Origin of the sequence: Marinomonas flavescens (assembly GCF_004352835.1) — a bacterium.
Classification (GTDB): Bacteria; Pseudomonadota; Gammaproteobacteria; order Pseudomonadales; family Marinomonadaceae; genus Marinomonas; species Marinomonas flavescens.
Map to the genome: position 1 here is coordinate 134,561 of NZ_SJSB01000005.1, position 22,310 is coordinate 156,870.

Genomic DNA, 22,310 nt, shown 5'->3' on the forward strand with positions numbered 1-22,310 from the left:
TGCTTATTTAGCAATTTCTTATAACGAGTGACTATTTCTGTTCACGGGCAATGGCGCGATGACCAATGTCGGTACGAAAGTACACTTTATCCCAAGATAATGTTTTTACGACATCATAAGCGCCAGCTTGTGCTTCGGCAACGGTGTCGCCAAGAGAGACCGCACAAAGGACACGACCACCATTAGTAACCACGTTACCATCTTTCAATGCAGTACCTGCTTGGAAGACTTTCTGGTGCGCTGGAAGGACCGTATTTAAGCCTGAGATAACATCGCCTTTCGGGTAGTCAGCAGGGTAGCCGCCAGCAGCCAGTACAACGCCTAGGCTAGCACGAGGGTCCCAATCTGCGTCAACGCTGTCTAGCTGGCCATTGACGGCAGCCAAACACATTTTTGCCAAATCAGAACGCAAGCGCATCATAATAGGTTGTGTTTCTGGATCACCAAAACGGCAATTGTATTCCAGTGTTTTTGGTGTGCCATCAGCGTCAATCATGACACCTGCGTATAAGAAACCGCGGTAACGATTGCCTTCAGCGTTCATGCCTTTCACGGTTGGCATAATGACTTCGTTCATGATGCGATCATGAATCTCAGGTGTTACAACGGGAGCAGGGGAATAAGCGCCCATGCCGCCAGTGTTTGGTCCAAGGTCACCATTGTCACGTGCTTTATGGTCTTGGCTGGTTGCCATTGGCAATACAGTTTCGCCATCTACCATACAAATGAAGCTGGCTTCTTCGCCAGTTAGAAACTCTTCAATGACCACACGGCTGCCCGCATCACCAAAAGAGTTGCCTTGCAGCATGTCTTCAACCGCTTCGATGGCTTCGGCTTCTGTTTGAGCCAAAATCACACCTTTACCAGCCGCAAGACCATCGGCTTTTACCACAATCGGAGCGCCTTGTTGCTTGATGTAAGCAACCGCAGGTTCGATCTCAGTAAAGTTGCCGTAGGCCGCTGTTGGGATATTATGGCGAGCTAAAAAGTCTTTAGTGAAGGCCTTAGAGCCTTCAAGCTGTGCTGCGGCAGCGGTTGGGCCGAAGATAGCAAGACCTTCTTTTTCAAACGCATCTACCACACCAATAACCAATGGCGCTTCAGGGCCCACAATGGTCAGATCGATGTTTTCTTTTTTGGCAAAGGCAACAAGGCCGGCAATATCAGTCACGCCAATATTGACGTTTTCAACTTTGTTTTCCATCGCTGAACCCGCATTACCAGGTGCAACAAAGACTTTTTCGACATCGCTTGATTCTGCGGTTTTCCATGCAAGTGCATGTTCACGACCGCCGTTACCAATAATAAGAACTTTCATGTTTTCATCCTTTCTATTGTTAGCCAGTGAGTCTCCCCACTGGCTATTCGCTAAAGAGTGTCACTTTTATCGTGACGGCTGTTTAGTGGCGGTTGATTAATGACGGAAATGGCGCATGCCAGTGAAGACCATTGCCATGCCGGCTTCGTCTGCTGCCGCGATGACTTCAGCATCACGCATCGAGCCACCAGGCTGAATAACGGCAGTAATGCCCGCTGCCGCTGCGGCGTCTATGCCATCACGGAATGGGAAGAAAGCGTCAGAGGCCATAACAGAACCCGGTACTTCAAGGTTTTCGTCAGCGGCTTTAATGCCCGCGATTTTTGCACTGTATACGCGGCTCATTTGGCCAGCACCCACACCGATAGTTTGTTCTGCTTTTGCGTAAACAATGGCGTTAGATTTAACGAATTTAGCAACTTTCCAAGCAAACAATAGATCTTTTAGTTCCGCTTCACTTGGTTGACGCTTAGACACAACTTTTAGGTCGTCTAGCGTGATAGCTCCGTCGTCACGGTCTTGAACCAATAGGCCGCCGTTAACGCGTTTGTAGTCTAGTGCTGCAGGCTTGTCTTGTGACCATTGACCGCATTCAAGAACGCGTACGTTTTGCTTAGTTGCCACTATGTCTGCGGCTGCTTTGCTAACGCTTGGCGCTATGATCACTTCAACGAATTGACGGTCAACAATCGCTTGAGCGGTTGCTGCATCTAATTCTTGGTTAAAAGCAATGATGCCACCAAACGCAGACGTTGGGTCTGTTTGGAAGGCTAATTCGTAAGCGGCTAATTGGTTTTCGCCAGTCGCCACACCGCAAGGGTTAGCGTGCTTAACGATTACACAAGCTGGCTTGTCGAAGCTTTTAACGCATTCTAGAGCGGCATCAGTGTCGGCAATGTTGTTGTAAGACAAGGCTTTGCCTTGAATTTGTTTTGCCGTGCTGATGGACGCTTCTTTTGGATTTGCTTCAACATAAAACGCCGCTTTTTGATGTGGGTTCTCGCCGTAACGCATTTCTTCTTGTTTGTTGAACTGCAAGTTGAATGTGCGAGCGAAATCTTCGCTGCCGCCTTCCACTTTTTTGCCCAAGAAGTTAGCAATAGCACCGTCGTAATAAGACGTATGTTCAAATGCTTGTACCGCAAGGTCGAAACGTTGATCGTACGTTAAACCGCCGTCTGCTTTTAGGGAGGCAAGTAGCGCATCATAGCTTGCTGGTGATACAACGATAGCCACGTCTTTATGGTTTTTCGCTGCAGAGCGAACCATAGTCGGGCCGCCGATGTCGATGTTTTCAATCGCCATTGGTAGGTCGCAATCAGGGCGTTCGATTGTTGCTTCGAATGGGTATAGGTTAACAACGACCATATCGATCTCGTCGATACCGTGTTCTTTCATGATCGCGCCGTCGATATCACGACGACCAAGGATGCCGCCATGTACTTTCGGGTGCAGTGTTTTTACACGGCCATCCATCATTTCAGGAAAACCGGTGTAATCAGATACTTCCGTTGCCGCTACTTGGTTTTCAAGTAATAGACGGTAAGTGCCACCAGTAGAAAGGATTTCAATGCCCTGAGCGGTTAATTCGCGGGCGAATTCGACAATGCCTGTTTTGTCGGAAACGCTGATTAGAGCTCGTTTGATTGGAGTAACAGTTGTGTGATTTGCCATCATGGTTCTCGCAATTGATTAACGATAAATAAACAAGGGGAAGGTAAAACGAAAAAAGGGCGAAATTGCCCTTTTTTCAATGGTTAAAGCATGCCGTACTGCTTTAACTTTTTGCGCAATGTTCCTCGGTTTAAGCCAAGGATAGTTGACGCCTTTGTTTGATTGTCTTTTGTGTAGCTCATGACAGACTCTAGAAGAGGTGCCTCGACCTCCGCTAAGACTAACTGATACAAGTCAGTCACTGGCTGCCCATCCAAGTGAGCGAAGTAGTTTTGCAGTGCTTTTTCAACGTTATCACGTAGTGTTTGTGACTGCTCTGAAGAAGCCGCTTGAAACGTTTTAGTATGAGTTTGTTCTACCACAGAATGACCTTCTAGTTTAAAGCTAACCATTTAGTAATGAGCATAGATCATAGATTACGAAAGATAATAAATCTGACGAGGCTATAAAGTCTTTGCCTATTAAGTACAAGGTTTGTTTGTCATATGACAAACAAAAAATTCGTTCAGTTGATCGAGCTGTTCTTGCGTATTATCAATACGGTTAAACAAGCTACGAAATTGTGTTTTGTCCGCCAACGTTTGTAGATACCAGCCAACATGTTTGCGTGCAATACGCACGCCCAGATAGTCACCATAAAACTGGTGAAGAGCATTGACGTGACTGATAACCAACTGATGCACTTCTAAAAGAGAAGGAGGTGCTAACAGTTCATTGGTTTGTAAGTAGTGATTTATTTCTCGAAAAATCCATGGTCGTCCTTGTGCTGCTCGTCCTATCATAACGCCATCAGCATTCGTGTAATCCATCACGAATTTAGCGGTTTTTGCATCCCTGATATCACCGTTAGCAAACACCGGAATAGTAAGATGATGCTTGATCTCGGCAATCGTATCGTACTCAGCTTGCCCCTGAAATTTACACTCTCGTGTTCTTCCATGGACAGCCAATGCTTTGATACCAATGTCTTCTGCCATCTTGGCAATGGTTAAACCATTTTTTTGATCTTGGCTCCATCCTGTTCTGATTTTTAAAGTAACAGGAACAGAGACACTATTTACCACCGATTCTAATATTTCACGAACTAATACTTCGTCTTTTAGCAGCGCTGACCCTGCTGCTTTATTGCATACTTTCTTAGCAGGACAACCCATATTGATATCAATGATTTGAGCGCCTAGTTCAACATTCTGTTGAGCCGCTTCTGCCATCATTTTTGGGTCGCCGCCAGCAATTTGTACGGATCTTGGCGAGACTTCGGCATCGTGAATTAAACGATGACGGCTCTTCGTTGAGTTCCAAAGACGAACATCAGACGTCACCATTTCTGAGACGACTAATCCAGCACCTTGATCATGACAAAGACGGCGAAAAGGCAAATCTGTTACACCTGCCATAGGGGCAAGAATAACTGGCTTGTCAACGCAATATGAGCCAATAGCAAAAGCCATGCTGTTCCTGAATACTGAATCGAAAGTTTAAGATCGGCGACAATGTCGAGCGGGCGTGCATAATACCTAGTAGATAGACATTTTTGAAGTCTTGACAACACGAAAATTGGCTATTTTTTGTGCTTATTTTATTACGGGCTCAAAAATACCCTAAATTAGTAAGAACGAGTCCCTGCTGGGAAAACTCGAAGCTGGTGTGTAACCGCTCGTGCACCAGGATCTCGAATAGGAATGACTAAGTGAATTGGCGTGTTAGGCGGCATATAAGTAATGTCTAAGAAGTCTTTATCAAGATAATCTCTAGGAGAGAATAATCGAGCGGCGACGGGTGCGCCATTTAGATCAAAGAATTCTAGAGCAATTTTAGGCATGGGTTGTGCGTACTTACTGGTATTAGTCATGATGGCGTTAACTAATAATGCATTCGGTTTTGTTGGGTGGCTTTGAATACGTACGTGTTGAATACTGATGGCGTTAATGTCAACAAATACGGGCAAAGTACAGCCGGTATAAGTACAAAAGGTTCGATAAAGCACTCTAAAATTTTCCGACTGACTACCTTGTAAAAAGAAATGTCCAGTCACTTGTGTCGCGAGAGCGAATAGGCCAAAGAGAACCCCTAGAAACCATAAGAAGGTGCGCGGTTTTTTGTTGGATTTTTGCTCTTTTTCGTATTCACCCAGTAAAGGGTCTAGGTACTCTTGACCGGTCAGCTGATCTAATGCGGCATGTTGGCTGGTTATTCTATTTGAAGCGTCCTGTTTAGAGGTTTCCTGGGCAAGTGAGTGCAAGGCCACCATGTAATCAGGTTCTGCTTCGGGTTCAGCCTCAGGTGTAGCGTGTAATTCTTCGTGTTTATTTTTCGCAGTGAAAAGTTCGAGAGTTTCTTTTTTGATCGGCTGTTGCCTTGGGGTCGCATTTAATGCGGCTTCGACTTCGGCTAGCTCTAGTTCCCATGGCGCGGGGTCTGTTTGCGCATCGTTTGATTTCTGAGCTTGGTTTTCTTTTCTTTGGGGCTTAGAGAAAGCCTTTTCATTGGTATGGCTGCTGAATTCATTGTTTTGCTTGGTGCGTGACGACGTGCTGCTCGTGTTAATGAGCAATGCATCAGTTGGGTCGTAGTCATCGGAAGTGGGAGAAGGTTGATGAGTGTGTTTGGGGGCATCAAACAAAGGGTCATCTGGAGTACCCGGTGCTAAATCATCTTCATCGAACAGTGTTTGTAACCATTCAGGACTGACAGGTTCATCGTCAGCTGAGGTAAAAAGCAGAGTGTTACCTTTTGAGATTTCGTTGGTCTCTGGCTCTGACTCGGAGAATGGTGTGTGTTTTTTAAGTTCAGGCTCCACTTTCGATTCAAGAATCTGTTCTTTTACTGCGGTGGGTTGCGCTGGTGGTGTCGTTATTTTGTTAGCCGCTTCTCTGGCATCAAAAATATGGAAGCATTGACCGCAACGTACTTTTCCTTTTGCCATGCTTAATACATCATCGGTTACACGAAATGCAGTGGAACATTTGGGACAACGAGTGATTAAGCTATCGGTCATTGTGTTACGGCCTTCCTATTTGGACTTCTACTGATTACCTAGTGACTTTAGGCGTTTTTAATACCAACAATGCGAACCCATTCTTCTTTCTCTGTAATAGATTCAATCGTAAACCATTCTTGATATGCGTCTATTACTTCTTGTGCTTGGTTCGCAAGGATGCCTGATAGTGCTAATTGACCGCCGGTTTTCACTAATGCCGTAATAGTTGGGGCTAAATGTGCTAAAGGTCCCGCTAAGATGTTAGCGACAACGATATCAGCTTGTAAATCTGATTCGTAAGGTGGAAGCTTTACCTCGATGCGCGCAGGATCGATGTTGTTGCGTTCAGCGTTGGCTTGTGTCGCTTGCACAGCTTGTGGGTCAATGTCGATGCCAACCATGTTATCTGCGCCTAGCAATAGTCCAGCAATGCCTAAAATGCCTGAGCCACAACCGTAATCAATGATGGTTTTGTTATGACAGTCAAGGCTGTCTAGCCACTGTAAGCAGAGTGCGGTGGTTGGGTGTGTGCCAGTACCGAAAGCTAGGCCTGGATCGAGCATAAGGGTGATGGCGTTTTCGTCTGGGACTTCGCGCCAGCTTGGGCATACCCATAGGCGTTCACCAAATTGAATTGGATGGTAGCTGTCCATCCACTCTCTTTCCCAATCTTTGTCTTCGACTATTTCGATTTTTATGTCGATCGTACTTTCTTCACCTAAGGTGCTGGCTTTGTGCTCAATAACAGGGCGAATGTGTTCTACATCGGCATCTGCTTCGAATAATCCTGTTACTTTCGTGTGTTTCCATAGCGGCGTTGTATTTAGTTCTGGTTCATAGACAGGGTCATCATGAACATCTTCAAAGGTGACGACCATAGCGCCGCAATCTAGTAGGGTGTCTTCAAAGGCAGGAACATGATCAGGTGTGGTGTGTAAACAAATTTGAAGCCAAGGCATAAACAAACATCCGAAAAATAAACAAGCAAGGGATAGAATAACGAAGCTGGGGAAGGTTCGCGAGCAGAAAGTGAAGATCCCTAGCGAACTTTACGAACGCTAGGGATAAGCATCAGCTCTTATAAGCCGAGCTTTTTCTCCAAGTAATGGATATTAACGCCACCCGCAATAAAGTTCGCATCATTTGTGAGATCTTTTTGCAGTTCAATGTTGCTCTTAATGCCATCGATGAAGGTTTCATCTAATGCACCAGAAAGACGTTTTATTGCCATAGTACGGTCCGGTGCATGACAGATGATTTTGGCAATCATAGAGTCATACGTTGGTGGTACTGAGTAACCGCTGTAAAGGTGAGAATCAACACGAACACCGTTACCGCCAGGCGCATGGAAGTAGTTCACTTTACCAGGGCTTGGCATGAAGGTTTTCGGATCTTCAGCGTTGATTCGTGCTTCTACGGCGTGGCCATTAAGCTTGATGTCTTCTTGTTTAAGAGACAATGGCATGCCACTGGCAATGCGAAGTTGTTCTTTTACAATATCAACACCTGTTACCATTTCAGTAACTGGATGCTCTACCTGAACACGAGTGTTCATTTCGATGAAGTAAAAGCCACCATCTTCGTACAAAAACTCAAAAGTACCCGCGCCGCGGTAATTGATCTTGATACAAGCATCAACACAGGCTTTTAGACAAGCTTGGCGAGATGTTTCATCAAGCATTGGTGCTGGAGCTTCTTCCAATACTTTTTGGTGACGACGTTGCAAAGAGCAATCGCGATCATACAAATGAATTGCGTTACCTTGGCCGTCAGCTAGGATTTGTACTTCTACGTGACGTGGGTTTTGTAGGAATTTCTCCATATAAACCGTGCTGTCGCCGAAGTAAGATCCTGCTTCTGCTTGTGTAACGCTGATCGATTTAAGTAGGCTGCCTTCGTTGTGAACAACGCGCATACCACGACCACCACCACCAGCAGCGGCTTTAATGATCACAGGGAAGCCGATTTCTCGAGCCACACGGATACATTCTTCTGGATCTTCAGGAACTGGGCCATTGGAGCCAGGAACCGTAGGAACACCCGCTTCTTTCATTGCTTTAATCGCAGAAACTTTGTCACCCATAAGGCGAATAGTTTCAGCTTTAGGGCCGATAAAGGCAAAGCCTGAGCGTTCTACTTGTTCAGCAAAATCAGCATTTTCTGCTAAGAAGCCATAACCTGGGTGAATCCCAGATGTATCTGTCAATTCTGCTGCACTGATAATCGCAGGAATGTTCAAATAACTTTGTGATGAAGGGTTTGGTCCGATACAGATGGATTCGTCTGCTAAGCGAACATGTAGTAAGTCGCGGTCAATTTTTGAGTGAACCGCAACGGTTTTGATACCGAGTTCTTTACACGCACGTAAAATACGTAGCGCGATTTCGCCTCGGTTAGCAATCAATACCTTATCTAGCATGATGAAACCTATAGCTGTTGATTAAACGATGGAAACAAGAGGTTGATCAAATTCAACTGGCTCGCCGTCTTCTACAAGAATAGCGGCAATCGTGCCCGACTTGTCGGCTTCGATTTGATTCATCATTTTCATTGCTTCAACGATACAGATTGTATCGCCCACGTTAACTTTTTGACCAACTTCAATGAAAGCCTTAGAACCTGGAGCAGAAGACTTATAGTAAGTTCCAACCATTGGAGAGTTTACTGTGTGGCCTGCAATTTCTGGTGCTGCGGCTGGTGCTGCAGAAGATGCTGGTGCCGGAGCAGCGGCTAATTGAGGTGCTGGAGCGGCCATCATTTGAGGAGCCATAGCAACAGGTGCGCCACCGCGACTAATTCGTACTGCTTCTTCGCCTTCTTTGATTTCAATCTCGTAGACGTTAGATTCTTCTAGAAGCTCGATTAGTTTCTTTATTTTACGAATATCCATGGTTACTCTCTTTTGTCAGTCTAAATTGTTTAGTGCCTACTTAGAGACACTAATCATTATTAATTTCGGCATGCTCTGGCAAATGAAGTCCTTTAATGAAGACGTTGTAAAACCAAGGTTTTAACAATCTACTTACATTAACGGCCAAAAGTGAAGGGGCAGAGTCATGTAGTAAGAAATTATCGTTAAAAAGCGTGATATTGTCCAGTTATGACGTAAAAAAACCATTAAAATGCTGTCTAGTGTTTTATTTGAACAGTAGTAAACCGTTATTTATTTTCTGACTGATTGTTTTTTGTTACATACGTTAATCGATTTAAAACATCTGTTTTAGATGGTTCTCCAATCAAGGTTAAGTCTTTACGTTCGTTGCCATTTTTATCTAAGAAGATGATAGAAGGGGGACCGAAAACAGAAAAGTGCGCCATGAACGCTTTGTTCTCTGGTGTATTTTTTGTGACATCGACTCTGACCAGTTGAACCTGTTTCAAATATGGATGGACATCTGTTGCTTTAAAAACTTCTTCTTCCAATACTTTGCAGCTTATGCACCAATCGGCATAAAAATCTAACATGATGGGTCGATGGTCTTGGCTGGCTAATAACGGTGGAATTTCGTTTAAACTGGTAATGGTTTTTTTGAATGGAGAAGCGCTAACATCTTCAATTCTGTCTTGAGTGGATGAAAGAGGCTCTAGAGGGTTGGAAGCACCAGAAGCCCCTCCATACATTTCAAAAGCACCAATCACACCAAAGAACAGTGCAAAAAACCAGCGCACTGGATGAGAGTATGATTTACTCACTCTGTGTAGGAAGTAGCCACTTATGCCGAGCGCTAAGGCCGCCCATAAAATAAGGTGGGTGGCGTCTGGTAACCAGCGAGTCGCGAGCCAGATAGAGACAGCCAGTAGGGCAAATCCCATAATGACTTTAGTGTCGTGAAGCCAAGGACCCGTTTTAGGCAATATTTTAGGGCCAAATAACCCAACTAATAAGAGCGGAATCCCCATACCTAACGCCATAACGAAAAGCATTAGCGCGCCATACCAAATATCACCTTGGCTGGATATATAAAGTAATACGCCAGCGACGGGAGCTGACACGCAAGGCGAAACAATCAATGTTGCCAGTACGCCTGCGATAAAGGTATTGATCGTCGTGCGTAGACTTGAAGCAGAGTCTGGATTGCTACTTTGCTGTAGGCGATTTTGCCATGATGACGGCAAGCGCAGTTCGTATACTCCAAACATCGCAAGGGCCAAGGCAATAAAAAGAATCGCACTGATGGAAAGCAGTACAGGGCTTTGCAACTGTGCTTGCAAATTAAGCTGGGTTCCGAAAATACCGGCAATAGCACCGATGGCGCCATAAGTCAGCGCCATCGCCAGTACATACACAACGCTGTAATAAAAAGAGCCTAATTTCGAGCGTCGCGTGCCGACAACAATGGCGCTAACAATAGGAATCATTGGTAGCACACAGGGTGTTAGCGAAAGCAATAAGCCAAAGCCAAATAAAGCGGCAATGGCCGCCCATAGATTGCTTGAGGCAAGAATTTGGTTGATTGAAGAGGCTTCAGATAACGCAACAGGAGCTTGTATCGATTGTGATGCGTTCGTTTTAATACTGGTCTTATCTGTCTGCGGGACGGTGAATTCAATCGGGGTGGACTGCGGCGCGTAACATAAGCCTTTTTCAGCGCATCCTTGGTAGTGTAGGGTGGCATTGATTTTAGTACCAACAGGCAAAGTAATGTCATAATAAATAGAAAGTGACAAATTGTGTTTGTAGATAACCACGTCGCCGAAATATTTATCGGTTTTGTCTTCGCCTTTAGGCAGCGCTGCAAAGTGCAGTTTATCGGCTTGAGGGCCAGACAGTGATAAACGGTTCTGGTAAAGATAATAACCTTTACTGATGTACCAATTCGCTTTTATTTTCCCATCTTTTGGTGGGTCTAACGTGAGCTGGAAGGCTTGCTCAACGGGTAGAAAAGTAGGTCCTAGTTGATTTGTGGTAGGAGCAAAAGTAAATGCAAAAGCGGTGCTGTTAACTAAGAGCAAACAAAATACAATAAATAGGCGCATAAGAATCTTTTATAAATAAGTTAGATTGCGTGAATCTATTCCATCACACGAATAGCGGATATAGACTATCAACCCTTTAGAAAGTTGCCAGTCATAAGAGGCTAAATTGAGCATTAAAACGATATCCTTACTGTTTACTGTCATTTTCCTCGCTGGATGCCAAGAAAATGTGAAAAAATCGGACCCTACTCATGTCGGTCTAGCCAAACCAGAAGTGGTAAAAGTGGCTAAGGCGAAACAAACACCAGTTAACGCTAAAAAAGTGGTTCAAGTTACTCAAAAAAAGGTGCGTACCTCTTTTGAAATAATGACGGACAAATTGGTTCAGCTGGGGAAACAAGCTCTCGCGGCAAATCAATTACTTACGCCAGCCGATGATAATGCTAATTTGTATTTTCAAGCCGTATTGGGTCGAGACCCGGGTAATTATCAAGCGACACTGGGTATTGCTTCCATTATTGATACTTATACTCAATGGGCGCTAAACGCGGCGAGACAAACAAATTATAAAGCCGCTGAGCGTTATCTAGACTCTGCTCGCTCAGTAAACCCTGAAGACGCGACCATTAATGATATGGCGGCGCGTATTAGAGGATTAAAGGAACAACGAATACAAGCGCAACGACAGCGAGCAGCAAGACTAAACGCCTCGCCGTCAGAGACTGAACAGCAAACGATTCAGGGTGGATCAACAAACACTCAAGTGAATACTTCTAAAACAGCAGAATCTCAAATTAAAGCAGGGCAATATTTTTTGCCACATGATTTATTCAGTTTGAGTGACGATGAAATAGTTAAGACACTTCAGCCTATTATCGATAAAGTAGCAAAAGACCAAAGTGAAGTTGCTATTTATTGGCCGAATGACAAACAAGCCCGATTGATTTATCAAATTATCAACAGTCGAGTCAGTGATTATCGTGTACGCGCAATGATTTATCATCGCTCAGACTATATGGTCGAATTACAACAGAATTAAGGTGAAATAACGATGGCGAGTTTATTAAGTAAATTACAGTTTTGGAAAGGCGACTCCCATTTGCCTGGATTATGGAAATGGATAGTTGGTCTTATTTGTGTGCTGGTTATTTTGTTATCTATATTGGGAATGTATTGGAGCACGGAGCCTGGCCAATTTAATGTGGTTGCGTCAGCAAAAGCGACTGCAGAAGCACGTGGTGATCTTGGCCCTGATAAACAGTTGGTTGTAGGTTATACGACAGCCAATACATTGCATGAAATGGTCGATACATTGCTTAATAAACCAGGTGGGTTTATTTCGAATGATGTGATGCCTCCAGGTGTTTTTATGGACAACATGCCCTCTTGGGAATTTGGAGTATTGGTACAAGTAAGGGACTTAGCTCGCGCAATGCGTAAAGAGTTTAGTCGGTCGCAATCTCAGTCAACCGAAGATGTGAACCTAAAAGTCGCTGAGCCTCAATTTAACTTTGATAATAATAGCTGGGCATTGCCTTCTAGTGAAAGCGAATACGAGCGCGGTAATAAAGAAATCTTAGAATACATGGATCGTTTGGCGGGCAATTCACGACAAGCACCAGCGAAGTTTTACGCTCGCTCAGATAACCTAGTGGATTGGTTATCAGATGTGAGTACTCGTTTAGGTAGCTTATCTCAGCGTTTATCAGCCAGTGTAGTTAAAGTTCGTGAGAATACAGATTTAGCGGGCAATAAAAGCGCTCAAGATGCGAGCAATAACAATAACGAGGAAGCGTACAAATACGTTAAAACGCCGTGGAGCCAAATTGATAATGTATTTTATGAAGCCCGCGGCACTAGTTGGGCGTTGATCCATATTCTTAAATCAGTGGAAGTGGATTTTGCTCCTACACTAAAAGATAAAAATGCTCTCGTTAGCTTGCGTCAAATTATTCGAGAATTAGAGGCGACCCAAGAAAGTATCTGGTCTCCAATGATTCTCAATGGCAGTGGTTTTGGTATCTTGGCAAACCATTCGTTGGTGATGGCATCTTACCTCTCTCGCGCTAACGCCGCGCTGATTGATTTACGTAGCTTGCTAGAGCAAGGCTAAACAACGATTCGCACATCGTAAGAACCTAAGAGACAATAGCGGTATGAATGCAGAGAAGAGACACTTGATTCGTGCCGCTGTTTTAGAAGACGCTCCGGCTATTTTATCTATCTTTCAGCAAGGTGATCCGTTCGCGGTTGCCACAAATCGACAAGACAGTATTGGTCTTATCGATATCATGGAATGGCTTGAAAATACCTCCGATAAATACCCGATGCTGGTTATAGTTGTACAAGATGAGGTTGTCGCTTGGTGTTCTCTTGAGCCTTTCTATGGGTTACCCGCTTTTGATCGAGCTTCAGAAATTAGTCTTTATGTTGCTCCTGAATACCAGCACAAAGGTCTAGGCAAACAACTGATCCAGCATTTAGAGCATCATCAGACAAGTATCGGCTTTACTCATTTAATTGCCTATATCTATGCCAGTAATTACGCCAGTCAACGATTCTTTACGAGGCAAGGCTTCGAGCAATGGGGCTTATTGCCTAACATTGCTCAAAACGATGCGATTACTGAAGATGTACACCTACTCGGCAGAGAATTCCATTAGATCAATAAATGTTACTGTCTTTTTAAGAGCGCGAGAGTGTTTTTGACCAGATAGAATCGCGTTTTAACATATCAACACTGTCATAAACTGCCCGTTAAAATTACCATAGGCAGCTATTATCTTTGAATGCTTAATATAGAGTGAAATATGAATACGAAAATTTATAAAGAAGTCTTTTCGTTGGCCAATGACTTAATGTCTTTTGCGAATAAAAAAGATCAAGTTGGCTTTGATGCGTGTTATGCACAATTGAAAAAGATCTGCGATGACAATGATAATACCGACAAAGATCACCCGGTACAGTGGGAAGCGCTTGCAGACTTTAATGATGACATCGAACAAGCTATCGCTCTTTATAATAAAGCCTTATTGAAAGCTGAGGCGATAAACTCAAAAGACTATTTATCTTCAATCGGTTATTCAAAAGCATTACTTCAAGTAGAATTTGGTGATTCAGAAGGGGCTATTGAGTCCTTGGAAAAAGCTAAAACCCATAGCAATAAAATCATTGATAAAGAGTTAAAAGCCGAAATCCATGATCTATTAAAAGAGCTACAAGAAGCGTAACCATATCCTTAAACACGTTACCCAGACAATATGGGTAACGTTGTTTTTACCGCTACCACTTTCCTATTATTACTCTCCTTATTGTTTTCTAGTTTTTTATTGGTGTCGCTTTAACATTATTAGTACTGTATTTGGCATTGCGATGACACTTACGCCAAAGAATTTGATTTAAAGGAAAAGTATGAAAATGTTGAAAGAACAAACCAACGCAAAAATAGCAGAATCACGAAATGCTAACCCTGAGTTCATGAAGGGTGTCGACGATGTTATTGCGCAAGCTAAAAAATTCCAACAAGGCAGTGATGCGATTGCATTAGACCAACGTGCTCCTAACTTCGAACTGCCTAATCAAGAAGGCAAAGCGGTATCTTTAACCGCTTTATTAGAAAAAGGTCCCGTGGTTGTTACATTTTATCGCGGCAGCTGGTGCCCATACTGCAATTTACAGCTCAGAGCCTTACAAGCTCATTTAGATGAAATTCATGGGCTAGGTGCAGAGTTGGTTGCGATTAGCCCACAAGTACCAGACGATTCAATGAGTAAACATGACATCAGTAAAATGGCCTTTCAGGTATTGTCTGACCAAAACGCATCCGTCGCCTCTGAATATGGTGTCGCGTGGGAAGTGCCTGAGCATTTACTAGAGCATATGCGTGTCGATCGTAAGCTTGATTTAGAATCCATTAACAATGGTAACGGTAGGATACTGCCGATTCCTGCGACTTTCGTGATTGGTCGTGATGGGAACGTTGCGTGGCGTTTTGTTGATGTAGACTATCGCACACGTTCAGAACCTAGCGACATTATTAAAGCATTAGAAACGTTAGCTTAGCCAAAAAATGACGGCCTGCTTGATCGGATGATTTGGTGCTAGATTGATGACAGGCTTATAGGAAGCAAGGGGAATTATGTTTACATTAGACGTTGAAAAAGACTTAAAACTGGCTCTAGTTCACAACTCATTCGCTTCCTTATATTTCGATATTGTGTCGAGAGAGCGTGACTATTTGGGTGAATGGTTAGCTTGGCCTCCATATGCTCATGATGACGGTTTTTTTCTGAACTTTATTAGTCGCTCTTTGCACGACTACGCTGACGGAAAATCACTGGTTTGTGCAATATTTTATAATCAAACTCTAGTGGGTAATATTAGCTTTAATAGCATCGATCACGATCTGAAGAAGGTGGATATCGGTTACTGGATAAGCGCGGATTATCAAGGTAAAGGCATTGTCTCTAAATGTGTTACGAAACTAATAGCCATGGCCTTTACTGACCTCGATATGGAGAAAGTTCAAATATCGGCCGCTGTTGATAATCAGCCCAGTCGTCGAGTGTGTGAGCGCTTAGGCTTCAAACTAGAAGGTATTATTACGCGAGCTGAAAAGATAAACAGGCATGTGCTTGATCATGCTATTTATGGATTAAGTCGAGCGGAATGGCGTTAGGCTTAGCCAACTATCTGGAGGTGGCTTATGTTAGAAAAAGACACAACGGGTCTTATCGTGGTGGATATTCAAGGTAAGCTTGCTCGCCTAGTCCACGACAGCGAATTCTTTATTTCTCATTGTGAACAGCTGATCAAGGCTGCTCAAACGCTTGCTCTCCCTATTATTTACCTTGAACAAAATCCAGATAAGTTAGGCTCAACGATAGAAGAAATTCATTCGTTATTAGCCCCATTGGCACCAATCGAAAAGTTTACCTTTAATGCTTGTGAAGAGGCTAAGTTTGTCGAAGCAGTGCAAGCAGAATCACAGATAACAACTTGGCTGGTGTGTGGCATCGAAGCACATATATGCGTCTATCAAACCGCCAGCGGATTGTTGGATCGTGGCTACGATGTGCACTTGGTCAGCGACTGTGTTTCTTCTCGAACGCAGACCAATAAGCAACTTGGGATAACCGCACTGATGAATAAAGGCGTGACAATCACAGGCTTAGAAATGTGTCTGTACGAGCTTGTAAAAGACTGCAGAGCGCCAGAGTTTCGTCCTATTCTCAACTTAATTCGCTAGAGCTTAACGGCGTAATTACTAAAAGCAGTGTCTTATGCTTTTTTAGTAAAGCTTGCTCCAATACACGCTAGGCTGATAGCGGCAATGCCAAACCACTGCAATGTGCTTAGTTGCTCATCAAGAATGATGGCGCCAGCAATGGCGCTGACAGCAGGAGAGGCGCTCATTAGAATCCCAAAAATGCTTCTTGGAAGCCGTTTTAGTGCATACATATCGAGTAAGAAAGGTACGGCGCTGGATAGCAAGGCGATGATTAAGCCAAGCATGAGGATATGAGGAGTAAAGAGTGAAGCCCCCGCTTGAACTGTGCCAATAGGCACCATGAAGAGTGCGGCGATGAACATACCTGTCGCCACCCCTTTACTGCCAAGTTGTGAGACTGTGCTTGCCGTTTTGATGTATAAACCCCAGCAAATAGCGGCTAATACAGCGTAAATAACACCGGTTAGACTTAACGCGGTATCAGCTTGATTAAAGGGCAGCAACAGCACACCAATTAATGCGCAGAGTACCCAGATAATGTCCGTTCTACGCTTAGTTGACAGTAATGAAATGCCGAGTGGTCCCAGCACTTCAATGGAAATGGCGATACCGACGGGGATGTGCAGAAAGGCTCGGTAAATTAACAGGTTCATGAGCCCAATCATGGCACCGTAGATAAAAATACTCGGCCAGTAAGTCGCTTGAAATTTTGCAGTCCATGGACGAAATACAATCGCTAGAAGTAGCGCGCTGATGCCGATGCGCAGAGCCGCAACACCATCGGTACCAACAAGAGGAAAAATTGTCTTAGCAAAGGCGGCCCCAATTTGTAAGGACAGTAACGATACAAAGGCGGCAATCATAGGGAATTGAGTTGAAGGTATCATTGATACTGCTAATCCATAGAGTTATTGAGAACGTATTGTGTCGCCGATAATAACGTCATTGCTGATACTCTGCTATCTGGTTATAAACCTAAATTGCGGAGCAAATATCACCATGGTGTTACGCTTTTTCGAAGCCGTCTCTCCACTGTACCAGCAGGTCTATATGCTCGGGTCCAATGCCACAGCACCCGCCGATAATATTGGCGCCAGCGGTATGCCATTTTTTGGCGAATTCTAGATATTGTTCAGGGGATAAATCACGGCAGCCTTGTACGCTTAGATTGGCTTTGTGATCCGTTGAAATAGGCGTAAAGCTATTAGCAAAAACACCAATGTCGATTTGTTTATGGTGCTTCTCTAATACGTTATTAGTATCGCGTATCGCTTGCTCAATGACTTCTGGGATAGAGCAGTTAAAGAATACCCCATCAATGTTTTCTTGAATGATAGCGCCAATGGCTTTTGTGACACTTTCACCAGAGCGTAGGGTCGCGGGTTGTTCAATATTATCGTTCAGTGTAAATGCGTAGTAGCAAGGTTTCGTTGACTCTTTAAGCACATTTATCATGACTTGCGCTTCTTCAATGCTTGAGATGGTTTCAGCAAGCCATAGATCGACATGTTCGTCTTGAGCATTAAACAATGTTTTTAAAATATCAAAAGCGCGGTCTTCTTCGAACAAGTCAGGACGATAAGAACCAAATGGTGGAGGCAGTGAACCGGCGACCAATATTGTTTGTTGGGCATTGTTTGCCGTGTTTTGAGCAAGGATCGCGGCTTGCTTAGCTAGCGCCGCACCACGCTCTTGGTAAAGCGCTTCGCCAAGATGAAAGGGTACGCAGGCATAGCTATTTGTTGTGATGATTTCAGCGCCTGCATCAATAAAACCTTGATGCGCTTGAGTCACATATTGTGGTGCTTCTATTAGTGCTTGTGCACTCCATAAGGGCTGTGAGAACGGTGCACCAAGACGCTTAAGTTCGCGCCCCATACCGCCATCGAGAATAGTGAGTTTTTTCATTAATTGATTTCTTTATGCCTAAATTAAGAGGTGGCTATTCAAGCATATTTTGTCGTCAATGATAATGAAACTTCATCGGGATAGGGGTGAGAAATGTTCAACTCTCGCTAGACCTCTAAGGTTAACAGGGAGAGAGGTTTGAAGAAAAAATGAAGTGACTTGATTCTAAGCACAAAAACTTGCTAATTTGATGCATTCTGATCATTTCATAGGCAGTAGCCTACCGTATAAAAAAGATAACGAAAGGGAAATGTCATGGCTATTTTAGAGCGAAAATTTACGTGTTTCGAGATTAATATTAAAGATCACATCGCGCATATTCAATTGTCGCGTCCGACCGAAATGAACTCAATGAATAAGGCATTTTGGAAAGAATTACCGCTGTTAGTTAAGGGGTTGGATTCAGAGTCATTAGCGCGGGTTATTGTGATCTCTTCGACCGGGAAACACTTTAGTGCTGGGATGGATCTTAGCGTATTTATGAGTGGCGATGCCGTGCCCATGACAGGCGACCCTGGACGAATGGCAGAGAATTTACGTCGTGTGGTGATGCAGCTACAAGCCAGCTTGTCTTCTCTTGAAGAGTCGCGAATTCCTGTTCTAGTAGCGATTCAGGGCGGCTGCATTGGTGGTGCGTTGGATTTTGTGTGTGCCGCCGATTGTCGTTACGCCACAGAAGATGCTTTTTTCACCATTAAAGAAACCGAATTAGGTATGACCGCAGACGTCGGTACTTTACAACGTTTTCCGAAATTAGTGCCTGCGGGAATAGTACGAGAATTGGCTTACACTGGGCGTAAATTTAGTGCCCAAGAGGCCAAAGACATAGGCTTGCTCAATGCCGTTTTTCCTGACCATGAAAGTCTCATATCAGGTGTGTTAGACGTAGCAAAATCCATTGCCAAGAATTCTCCATTGGCGGTAACTGGCTGCAAAGAGATGATTAACTACAGTCGCGATCACAGTGTGGAAGACAGTTTGAAATACATGGCGACTTGGCAAGCAGGGATGTTTAGGCCGAATGATATGATGAAAAGCTTTGCCGCAAAAACACAAAAAAAAGAAGCAACTTTTGATGAGGTTTGGCCGAAGAAGCCTTTGTTTGAGTAATCGCCAAGGCACCTTATTTGGATTGTTTGTACTGGTATTTCAATCTTCCAGAAGTGCCAGCCGATCTTGGCAACGAAAGTGCCTAACCTGCTGAGTGATGGGGTCAATAAATTGAATCTCTTTGGCGAGTAACTGCAATGGCGTAGCGTAGTTGTCGGTACTGAGCGGCTCTAAAACGGGGTAGTATTTGTCATGCAGAATCGGCCAGCCCAGTGTCTGCATATGAAGGCGCAGCTGGTGGGTTCGACCGGTAACAGGGGTAAGTTCAAACAAGGCTTGTTGGGCGCTTTGTTGTACGCAGCGAATGACTGAGTGGCTGTTGGCGTTACCCTCAACCACCTGCATGCGAAAGCGTGGCTCGCTGGGTACGATACGATTCTTTACCTCCCATTCTTGTCCTACTAGATTGTCACTGTTGCTCACGTTTGCAATGGCTTGATAGGTTTTGTGTACTTGTCGTGTTTTAAACAACTCATGATATGGATGTCGAGTGTTTGGGTTAATCGAAAAAATCACTAAGCCCGCGGTGACTCTATCCAACCGATGCAGAGCTTGTAAGCTATCTAAACCTGTGCGGCGTCGTAGGCGGGTCTGCAAGCACTCATTAACAAACTGGCCGCCTGGTGTCACGGCTAAAAAGTGGGGTTTGTAAGCCACTAAAAGGTGCTCATCCTGAAACACAATAGTGTCTTGAAAAGGGATTTGAGGCTCGTTGTCGACTTCTCGGTAATAATACACTCTTTGCTGTGTCTCGAATGGCGTGTGCGCATGAATCAAGGTGCCGTCATGCCAATGTACCTTGCCTGCAGTCATCCGCTGTCGCCAAATTTGCGCGTCCACATAGGGGAATTTAATGATCAGGTAATCCAGCACAGTGACGACGCCGGGATTGCTCTGAGGTAAACTCAGTTTTGAAGGGTATTCAGAGATTGCCATACGTGGCCAGACCTTAAACAGCAGCACAGATAAGCGGATGACTATAGCATGAGCGCAGGTCGATGACGGTTTTATCCGCCTATTGAGGCGGTTTTATGGTTGAATAGAGATCTAAGAAAGCAACCTAAGAAAACAAGCCAAGAGAGCCATTATGGAGCGTCCTACTAAGGAGCAAATCAAAGCATTGCCGTTTTATATGGGTCTTGATTTGCCGGATATTAAAATCATTGAAAGCGAAGAAGACGCCAAGCAAGCCGTGAGCGCTTTAGAAAACGAGCCTTGTCTTGGCTTTGACACAGAAACCAAGCCAACTTTTCGTAAGGGTGAAGAGAGTCCGGCACCTGCGTTAATCCAATTGGCAACCGAATCTACGGGCTACCTTTTTCCGACTCGCTTTTCGTTTGCTGTAGAGGCGGCACGAGTATTGTTAACGAATGAGCGTATTCAAAAAGTCGGCTTTGGCATTAAAGATGACAATAAAGCGCTGCGTAATAAGCTCGATATAGAGATTGCCAATACTCAAGACTTGTCCGTTGTGTTGAAAAACAAAGTGGGGGAGAAAAACACCATAGGTGCCCGTGCAGCCGTGGCTATGGTGTTGAATCTTTGTCTTAGGAAAGGCGCGCAGATTTCAAATTGGGGCGCTTACCCATTGAAGAAAAGTCAGGTGTTGTACGCGGCCAATGACGCGCATTCTGCTATTTGCGTGGCAAAGGCCTTGCGTAAGAAATAATTGGCCGGTATTAAGACCCGAATCCTAGTCCGAAGCGCCAAGACTAGGTTGTTTCTTTCCTCTTCTCTGTTTCTTTGCTCTTCTCATGCTGGGCTCTTGCTAAATACGCGGCCATTTCTTCTGTTGGTACCATGCCACCGCCAGTGGCCCAGACGAGGTGTGTCGCGTGACGCATTTTGTCGTCATCCAGTGCTAAACGATGGCGGTATTCGGGGTTGTTGGAGACGAGAATAGGGCCGATTAAACCGGCTAATGCCGACGGCTCTAGTTGAATATTCTCCAGCTCGTTCATATCACCCAAATGACGATACATGCGTTCATCTGAGAGCGTGTAGTAGCCATCCAATAAGCGCTCCATTGCGCGCCCGACAAATCCAGAAGCTCGCCCTACGGCTAAGCCATCTGCGGCTGTGATGTTATCGATGCCAAGGTCTTGAACTGAAATGGCATCGTGCAGTCCAGTGTGCACGCCAAGTAACATACAAGGGGAGTGCGTTGGCTCAGCAAAAATACAATGGACATGGTCGCCAAAGGCCATTTTAAGCCCAAATGCCACCCCACCAGGGCCTCCGCCAACGCCACAAGGCAAATACACAAACAGAGGGTGATCTACATCAACAAGGATGTTTTGTTGCTCAAATTGCGCTTTCAGGCGTTCTCCGGCGACCGCATAGCCAAGAAACAAGGTGTGTGAGTTTTCGTCATCGATGAAGAAGCAGTTTGGGTTGTTTTCTGCCTCTTTGCGGCCCTGTTCTACGGCCACGCCATAATCCTGATCGTATTCGACAACGGTCACACCGTGAGCGCGCAAGGTGTCTTTTTTCCATTGGCGCGCGTCTGCCGACATATGAACCGCAACCGAAAAGCCCAATTTGGCGCTCATAATACCGATCGACATACCTAGATTGCCTGTCGATCCTACGGCAATGCTATGTTGTTTGAAGAAACGTTGAAATTCATCAGAGGTCAGTTTGCTGTAATCGTCATCAATACTCAGCAAGCCTGCATGTATAGCAAGTTTCTCAGCATGGGTTAATACTTCGTAGATGCCACCGCGGGCTTTGATTGAGCCAGAAATAGGCAGATGACTGTCTTTTTTTAACAGTAACGATCCCGTGATTTGAGTATTGTATGTCTTTTCTAGTTCGGCCTTTATGGCCGAAATTTCGACCAGTTCAGATTCAATGATGCCACCGTTGGCGGCGGTTTCTGGAAATACTTGCGCCAAATAAGGGGCGAATCGAGTCAGTTTGTCGCTGGCGTCTTGGATGTCTTGAGCGCTTAGGCCCACATAAGGCAAGGCGTCTTTGAGGCCGGTGATGTTGGGGTTAAACCAGCTGGTTTCTTCTAAGGCGATCAGTTGTTTGAGTAGCGGAAATTTCCGCAGTAATGACGTTGTGTCTAAGGTATTCATAGCAAAGGCCTAGCTGGAAAAAATAGAGAAATAACGCCCCTTTTATAAGCCATAAGAAGGGGCGTCTATTGGTAATATGCGATGCTATCT

22 protein-coding genes are annotated in these 22,310 nt (G+C 44.5%); 9 read left to right on the plus strand and 13 right to left on the minus strand.

Annotated elements, in window-relative coordinates; translation table 11 throughout:
* Positions 1–31 precede the first annotated feature (31 nt).
* The 9 genes from purD to dsbD form a co-directional block, all read right to left on the minus strand.
* On the minus strand, positions 32–1,318 hold the full coding sequence (gene purD, locus E0D70_RS07165) for a phosphoribosylamine--glycine ligase (RefSeq protein ID WP_133011588.1): 1,287 nt from the start codon (positions 1,316–1,318) through the stop codon (positions 32–34).
* Positions 1,319–1,414: 96 nt separating this feature from the next.
* Positions 1,415–2,992: a bifunctional phosphoribosylaminoimidazolecarboxamide formyltransferase/IMP cyclohydrolase gene (purH, locus tag E0D70_RS07170; protein WP_133011665.1), complete on the minus strand. Its 1,578-nt coding sequence runs from the start codon at positions 2,990–2,992 to the stop codon at positions 1,415–1,417.
* 83 nt (positions 2,993–3,075) lie between these two features.
* A complete protein-coding gene (gene fis, locus E0D70_RS07175) occupies positions 3,076–3,354 on the minus strand; it encodes a DNA-binding transcriptional regulator Fis (protein ID WP_133011589.1) in 279 nt (92 codons plus the stop codon).
* A gap of 99 nt (positions 3,355–3,453) precedes the next feature.
* Positions 3,454–4,443, minus strand: coding sequence for a tRNA dihydrouridine synthase DusB (gene dusB, locus E0D70_RS07180; RefSeq protein WP_133011590.1), 990 nt, complete (start codon positions 4,441–4,443; stop codon positions 3,454–3,456).
* A gap of 155 nt (positions 4,444–4,598) precedes the next feature.
* A complete protein-coding gene (locus tag E0D70_RS07185; protein WP_133011591.1) occupies positions 4,599–5,990 on the minus strand; it encodes a DUF3426 domain-containing protein in 1,392 nt (463 codons plus the stop codon).
* Between the two features lie 47 nt (positions 5,991–6,037).
* Entirely contained in the window at positions 6,038–6,931 is an 894-nt protein-coding gene (prmA, locus tag E0D70_RS07190; RefSeq protein WP_133011592.1) for a 50S ribosomal protein L11 methyltransferase, read from the minus strand.
* 119 nt (positions 6,932–7,050) lie between these two features.
* Entirely contained in the window at positions 7,051–8,391 is a 1,341-nt protein-coding gene (accC, locus tag E0D70_RS07195; protein ID WP_133011593.1) for an acetyl-CoA carboxylase biotin carboxylase subunit, read from the minus strand.
* Positions 8,392–8,412: 21 nt separating this feature from the next.
* Positions 8,413–8,862 (minus strand): acetyl-CoA carboxylase biotin carboxyl carrier protein, encoded by a 450-nt coding sequence (gene accB / locus E0D70_RS07200; RefSeq protein WP_133011594.1) that lies wholly within the window; start codon positions 8,860–8,862, stop codon positions 8,413–8,415.
* 269 nt (positions 8,863–9,131) lie between these two features.
* Positions 9,132–10,949, minus strand: coding sequence for a protein-disulfide reductase DsbD (gene dsbD / locus E0D70_RS07205; RefSeq protein WP_133011595.1), 1,818 nt, complete (start codon positions 10,947–10,949; stop codon positions 9,132–9,134).
* A 106-nt stretch (positions 10,950–11,055) separates the two neighbouring features.
* On the opposite strand from dsbD, the gene E0D70_RS07210 reads away from it, so the two are divergent.
* The 7 genes from E0D70_RS07210 (at position 11,056) to E0D70_RS07240 (ending at position 16,137) form a co-directional block, all read left to right on the plus strand.
* On the plus strand, positions 11,056–11,928 hold the full coding sequence (locus E0D70_RS07210) for a tetratricopeptide repeat protein (protein WP_133011596.1): 873 nt from the start codon (positions 11,056–11,058) through the stop codon (positions 11,926–11,928).
* Positions 11,929–11,940: 12 nt separating this feature from the next.
* On the plus strand, positions 11,941–13,002 hold the full coding sequence (locus E0D70_RS07215; RefSeq protein WP_133011597.1) for a DUF2333 family protein: 1,062 nt from the start codon (positions 11,941–11,943) through the stop codon (positions 13,000–13,002).
* Between the two features lie 43 nt (positions 13,003–13,045).
* A complete protein-coding gene (locus E0D70_RS07220; RefSeq protein WP_133011598.1) occupies positions 13,046–13,552 on the plus strand; it encodes a GNAT family N-acetyltransferase in 507 nt (168 codons plus the stop codon).
* A 147-nt stretch (positions 13,553–13,699) separates the two neighbouring features.
* On the plus strand, positions 13,700–14,119 hold the full coding sequence (locus E0D70_RS07225; RefSeq protein WP_133011599.1) for a tetratricopeptide repeat protein: 420 nt from the start codon (positions 13,700–13,702) through the stop codon (positions 14,117–14,119).
* A 181-nt stretch (positions 14,120–14,300) separates the two neighbouring features.
* A complete protein-coding gene (locus E0D70_RS07230; RefSeq protein WP_133011600.1) occupies positions 14,301–14,951 on the plus strand; it encodes a peroxiredoxin-like family protein in 651 nt (216 codons plus the stop codon).
* Positions 14,952–15,027: 76 nt separating this feature from the next.
* Complete coding sequence (locus E0D70_RS07235) at positions 15,028–15,567, plus strand: GNAT family N-acetyltransferase (protein WP_133011601.1); 540 nt, start codon at positions 15,028–15,030, stop codon at positions 15,565–15,567.
* A gap of 27 nt (positions 15,568–15,594) precedes the next feature.
* On the plus strand, positions 15,595–16,137 hold the full coding sequence (locus E0D70_RS07240) for an isochorismatase family protein (RefSeq protein ID WP_133011602.1): 543 nt from the start codon (positions 15,595–15,597) through the stop codon (positions 16,135–16,137).
* A 32-nt stretch (positions 16,138–16,169) separates the two neighbouring features.
* Here E0D70_RS07240 and E0D70_RS07245 read toward each other — a convergent pair whose 3' ends face one another.
* Both E0D70_RS07245 and E0D70_RS07250 read right to left on the minus strand, forming a co-directional pair.
* Positions 16,170–17,006, minus strand: coding sequence for an EamA family transporter (locus E0D70_RS07245; RefSeq protein WP_133011603.1), 837 nt, complete (start codon positions 17,004–17,006; stop codon positions 16,170–16,172).
* A gap of 118 nt (positions 17,007–17,124) precedes the next feature.
* On the minus strand, positions 17,125–18,027 hold the full coding sequence (locus E0D70_RS07250) for a homocysteine S-methyltransferase family protein (protein WP_133011604.1): 903 nt from the start codon (positions 18,025–18,027) through the stop codon (positions 17,125–17,127).
* Between the two features lie 255 nt (positions 18,028–18,282).
* On the opposite strand from E0D70_RS07250, the gene E0D70_RS07255 reads away from it, so the two are divergent.
* Positions 18,283–19,137, plus strand: coding sequence for a crotonase/enoyl-CoA hydratase family protein (locus E0D70_RS07255; protein ID WP_133011605.1), 855 nt, complete (start codon positions 18,283–18,285; stop codon positions 19,135–19,137).
* Positions 19,138–19,176: 39 nt separating this feature from the next.
* Here the strand turns inward: E0D70_RS07255 and E0D70_RS07260 are convergent, their stop codons facing one another.
* The gene (locus E0D70_RS07260; RefSeq protein ID WP_133011606.1) at positions 19,177–20,073 is read right to left on the minus strand and encodes a pseudouridine synthase; all 897 of its coding nucleotides are present in this window, start codon (positions 20,071–20,073) and stop codon (positions 19,177–19,179) included.
* A gap of 151 nt (positions 20,074–20,224) precedes the next feature.
* On the opposite strand from E0D70_RS07260, the gene E0D70_RS07265 reads away from it, so the two are divergent.
* A complete protein-coding gene (locus tag E0D70_RS07265; protein ID WP_133011607.1) occupies positions 20,225–20,806 on the plus strand; it encodes a 3'-5' exonuclease in 582 nt (193 codons plus the stop codon).
* Between the two features lie 43 nt (positions 20,807–20,849).
* On the opposite strand, the gene E0D70_RS07270 is transcribed toward E0D70_RS07265, so the two are convergent.
* The gene (locus E0D70_RS07270) at positions 20,850–22,220 is read right to left on the minus strand and encodes a D-serine ammonia-lyase (RefSeq protein ID WP_133011608.1); all 1,371 of its coding nucleotides are present in this window, start codon (positions 22,218–22,220) and stop codon (positions 20,850–20,852) included.
* Between the last annotated feature and the right edge of the window lie 90 nt (positions 22,221–22,310).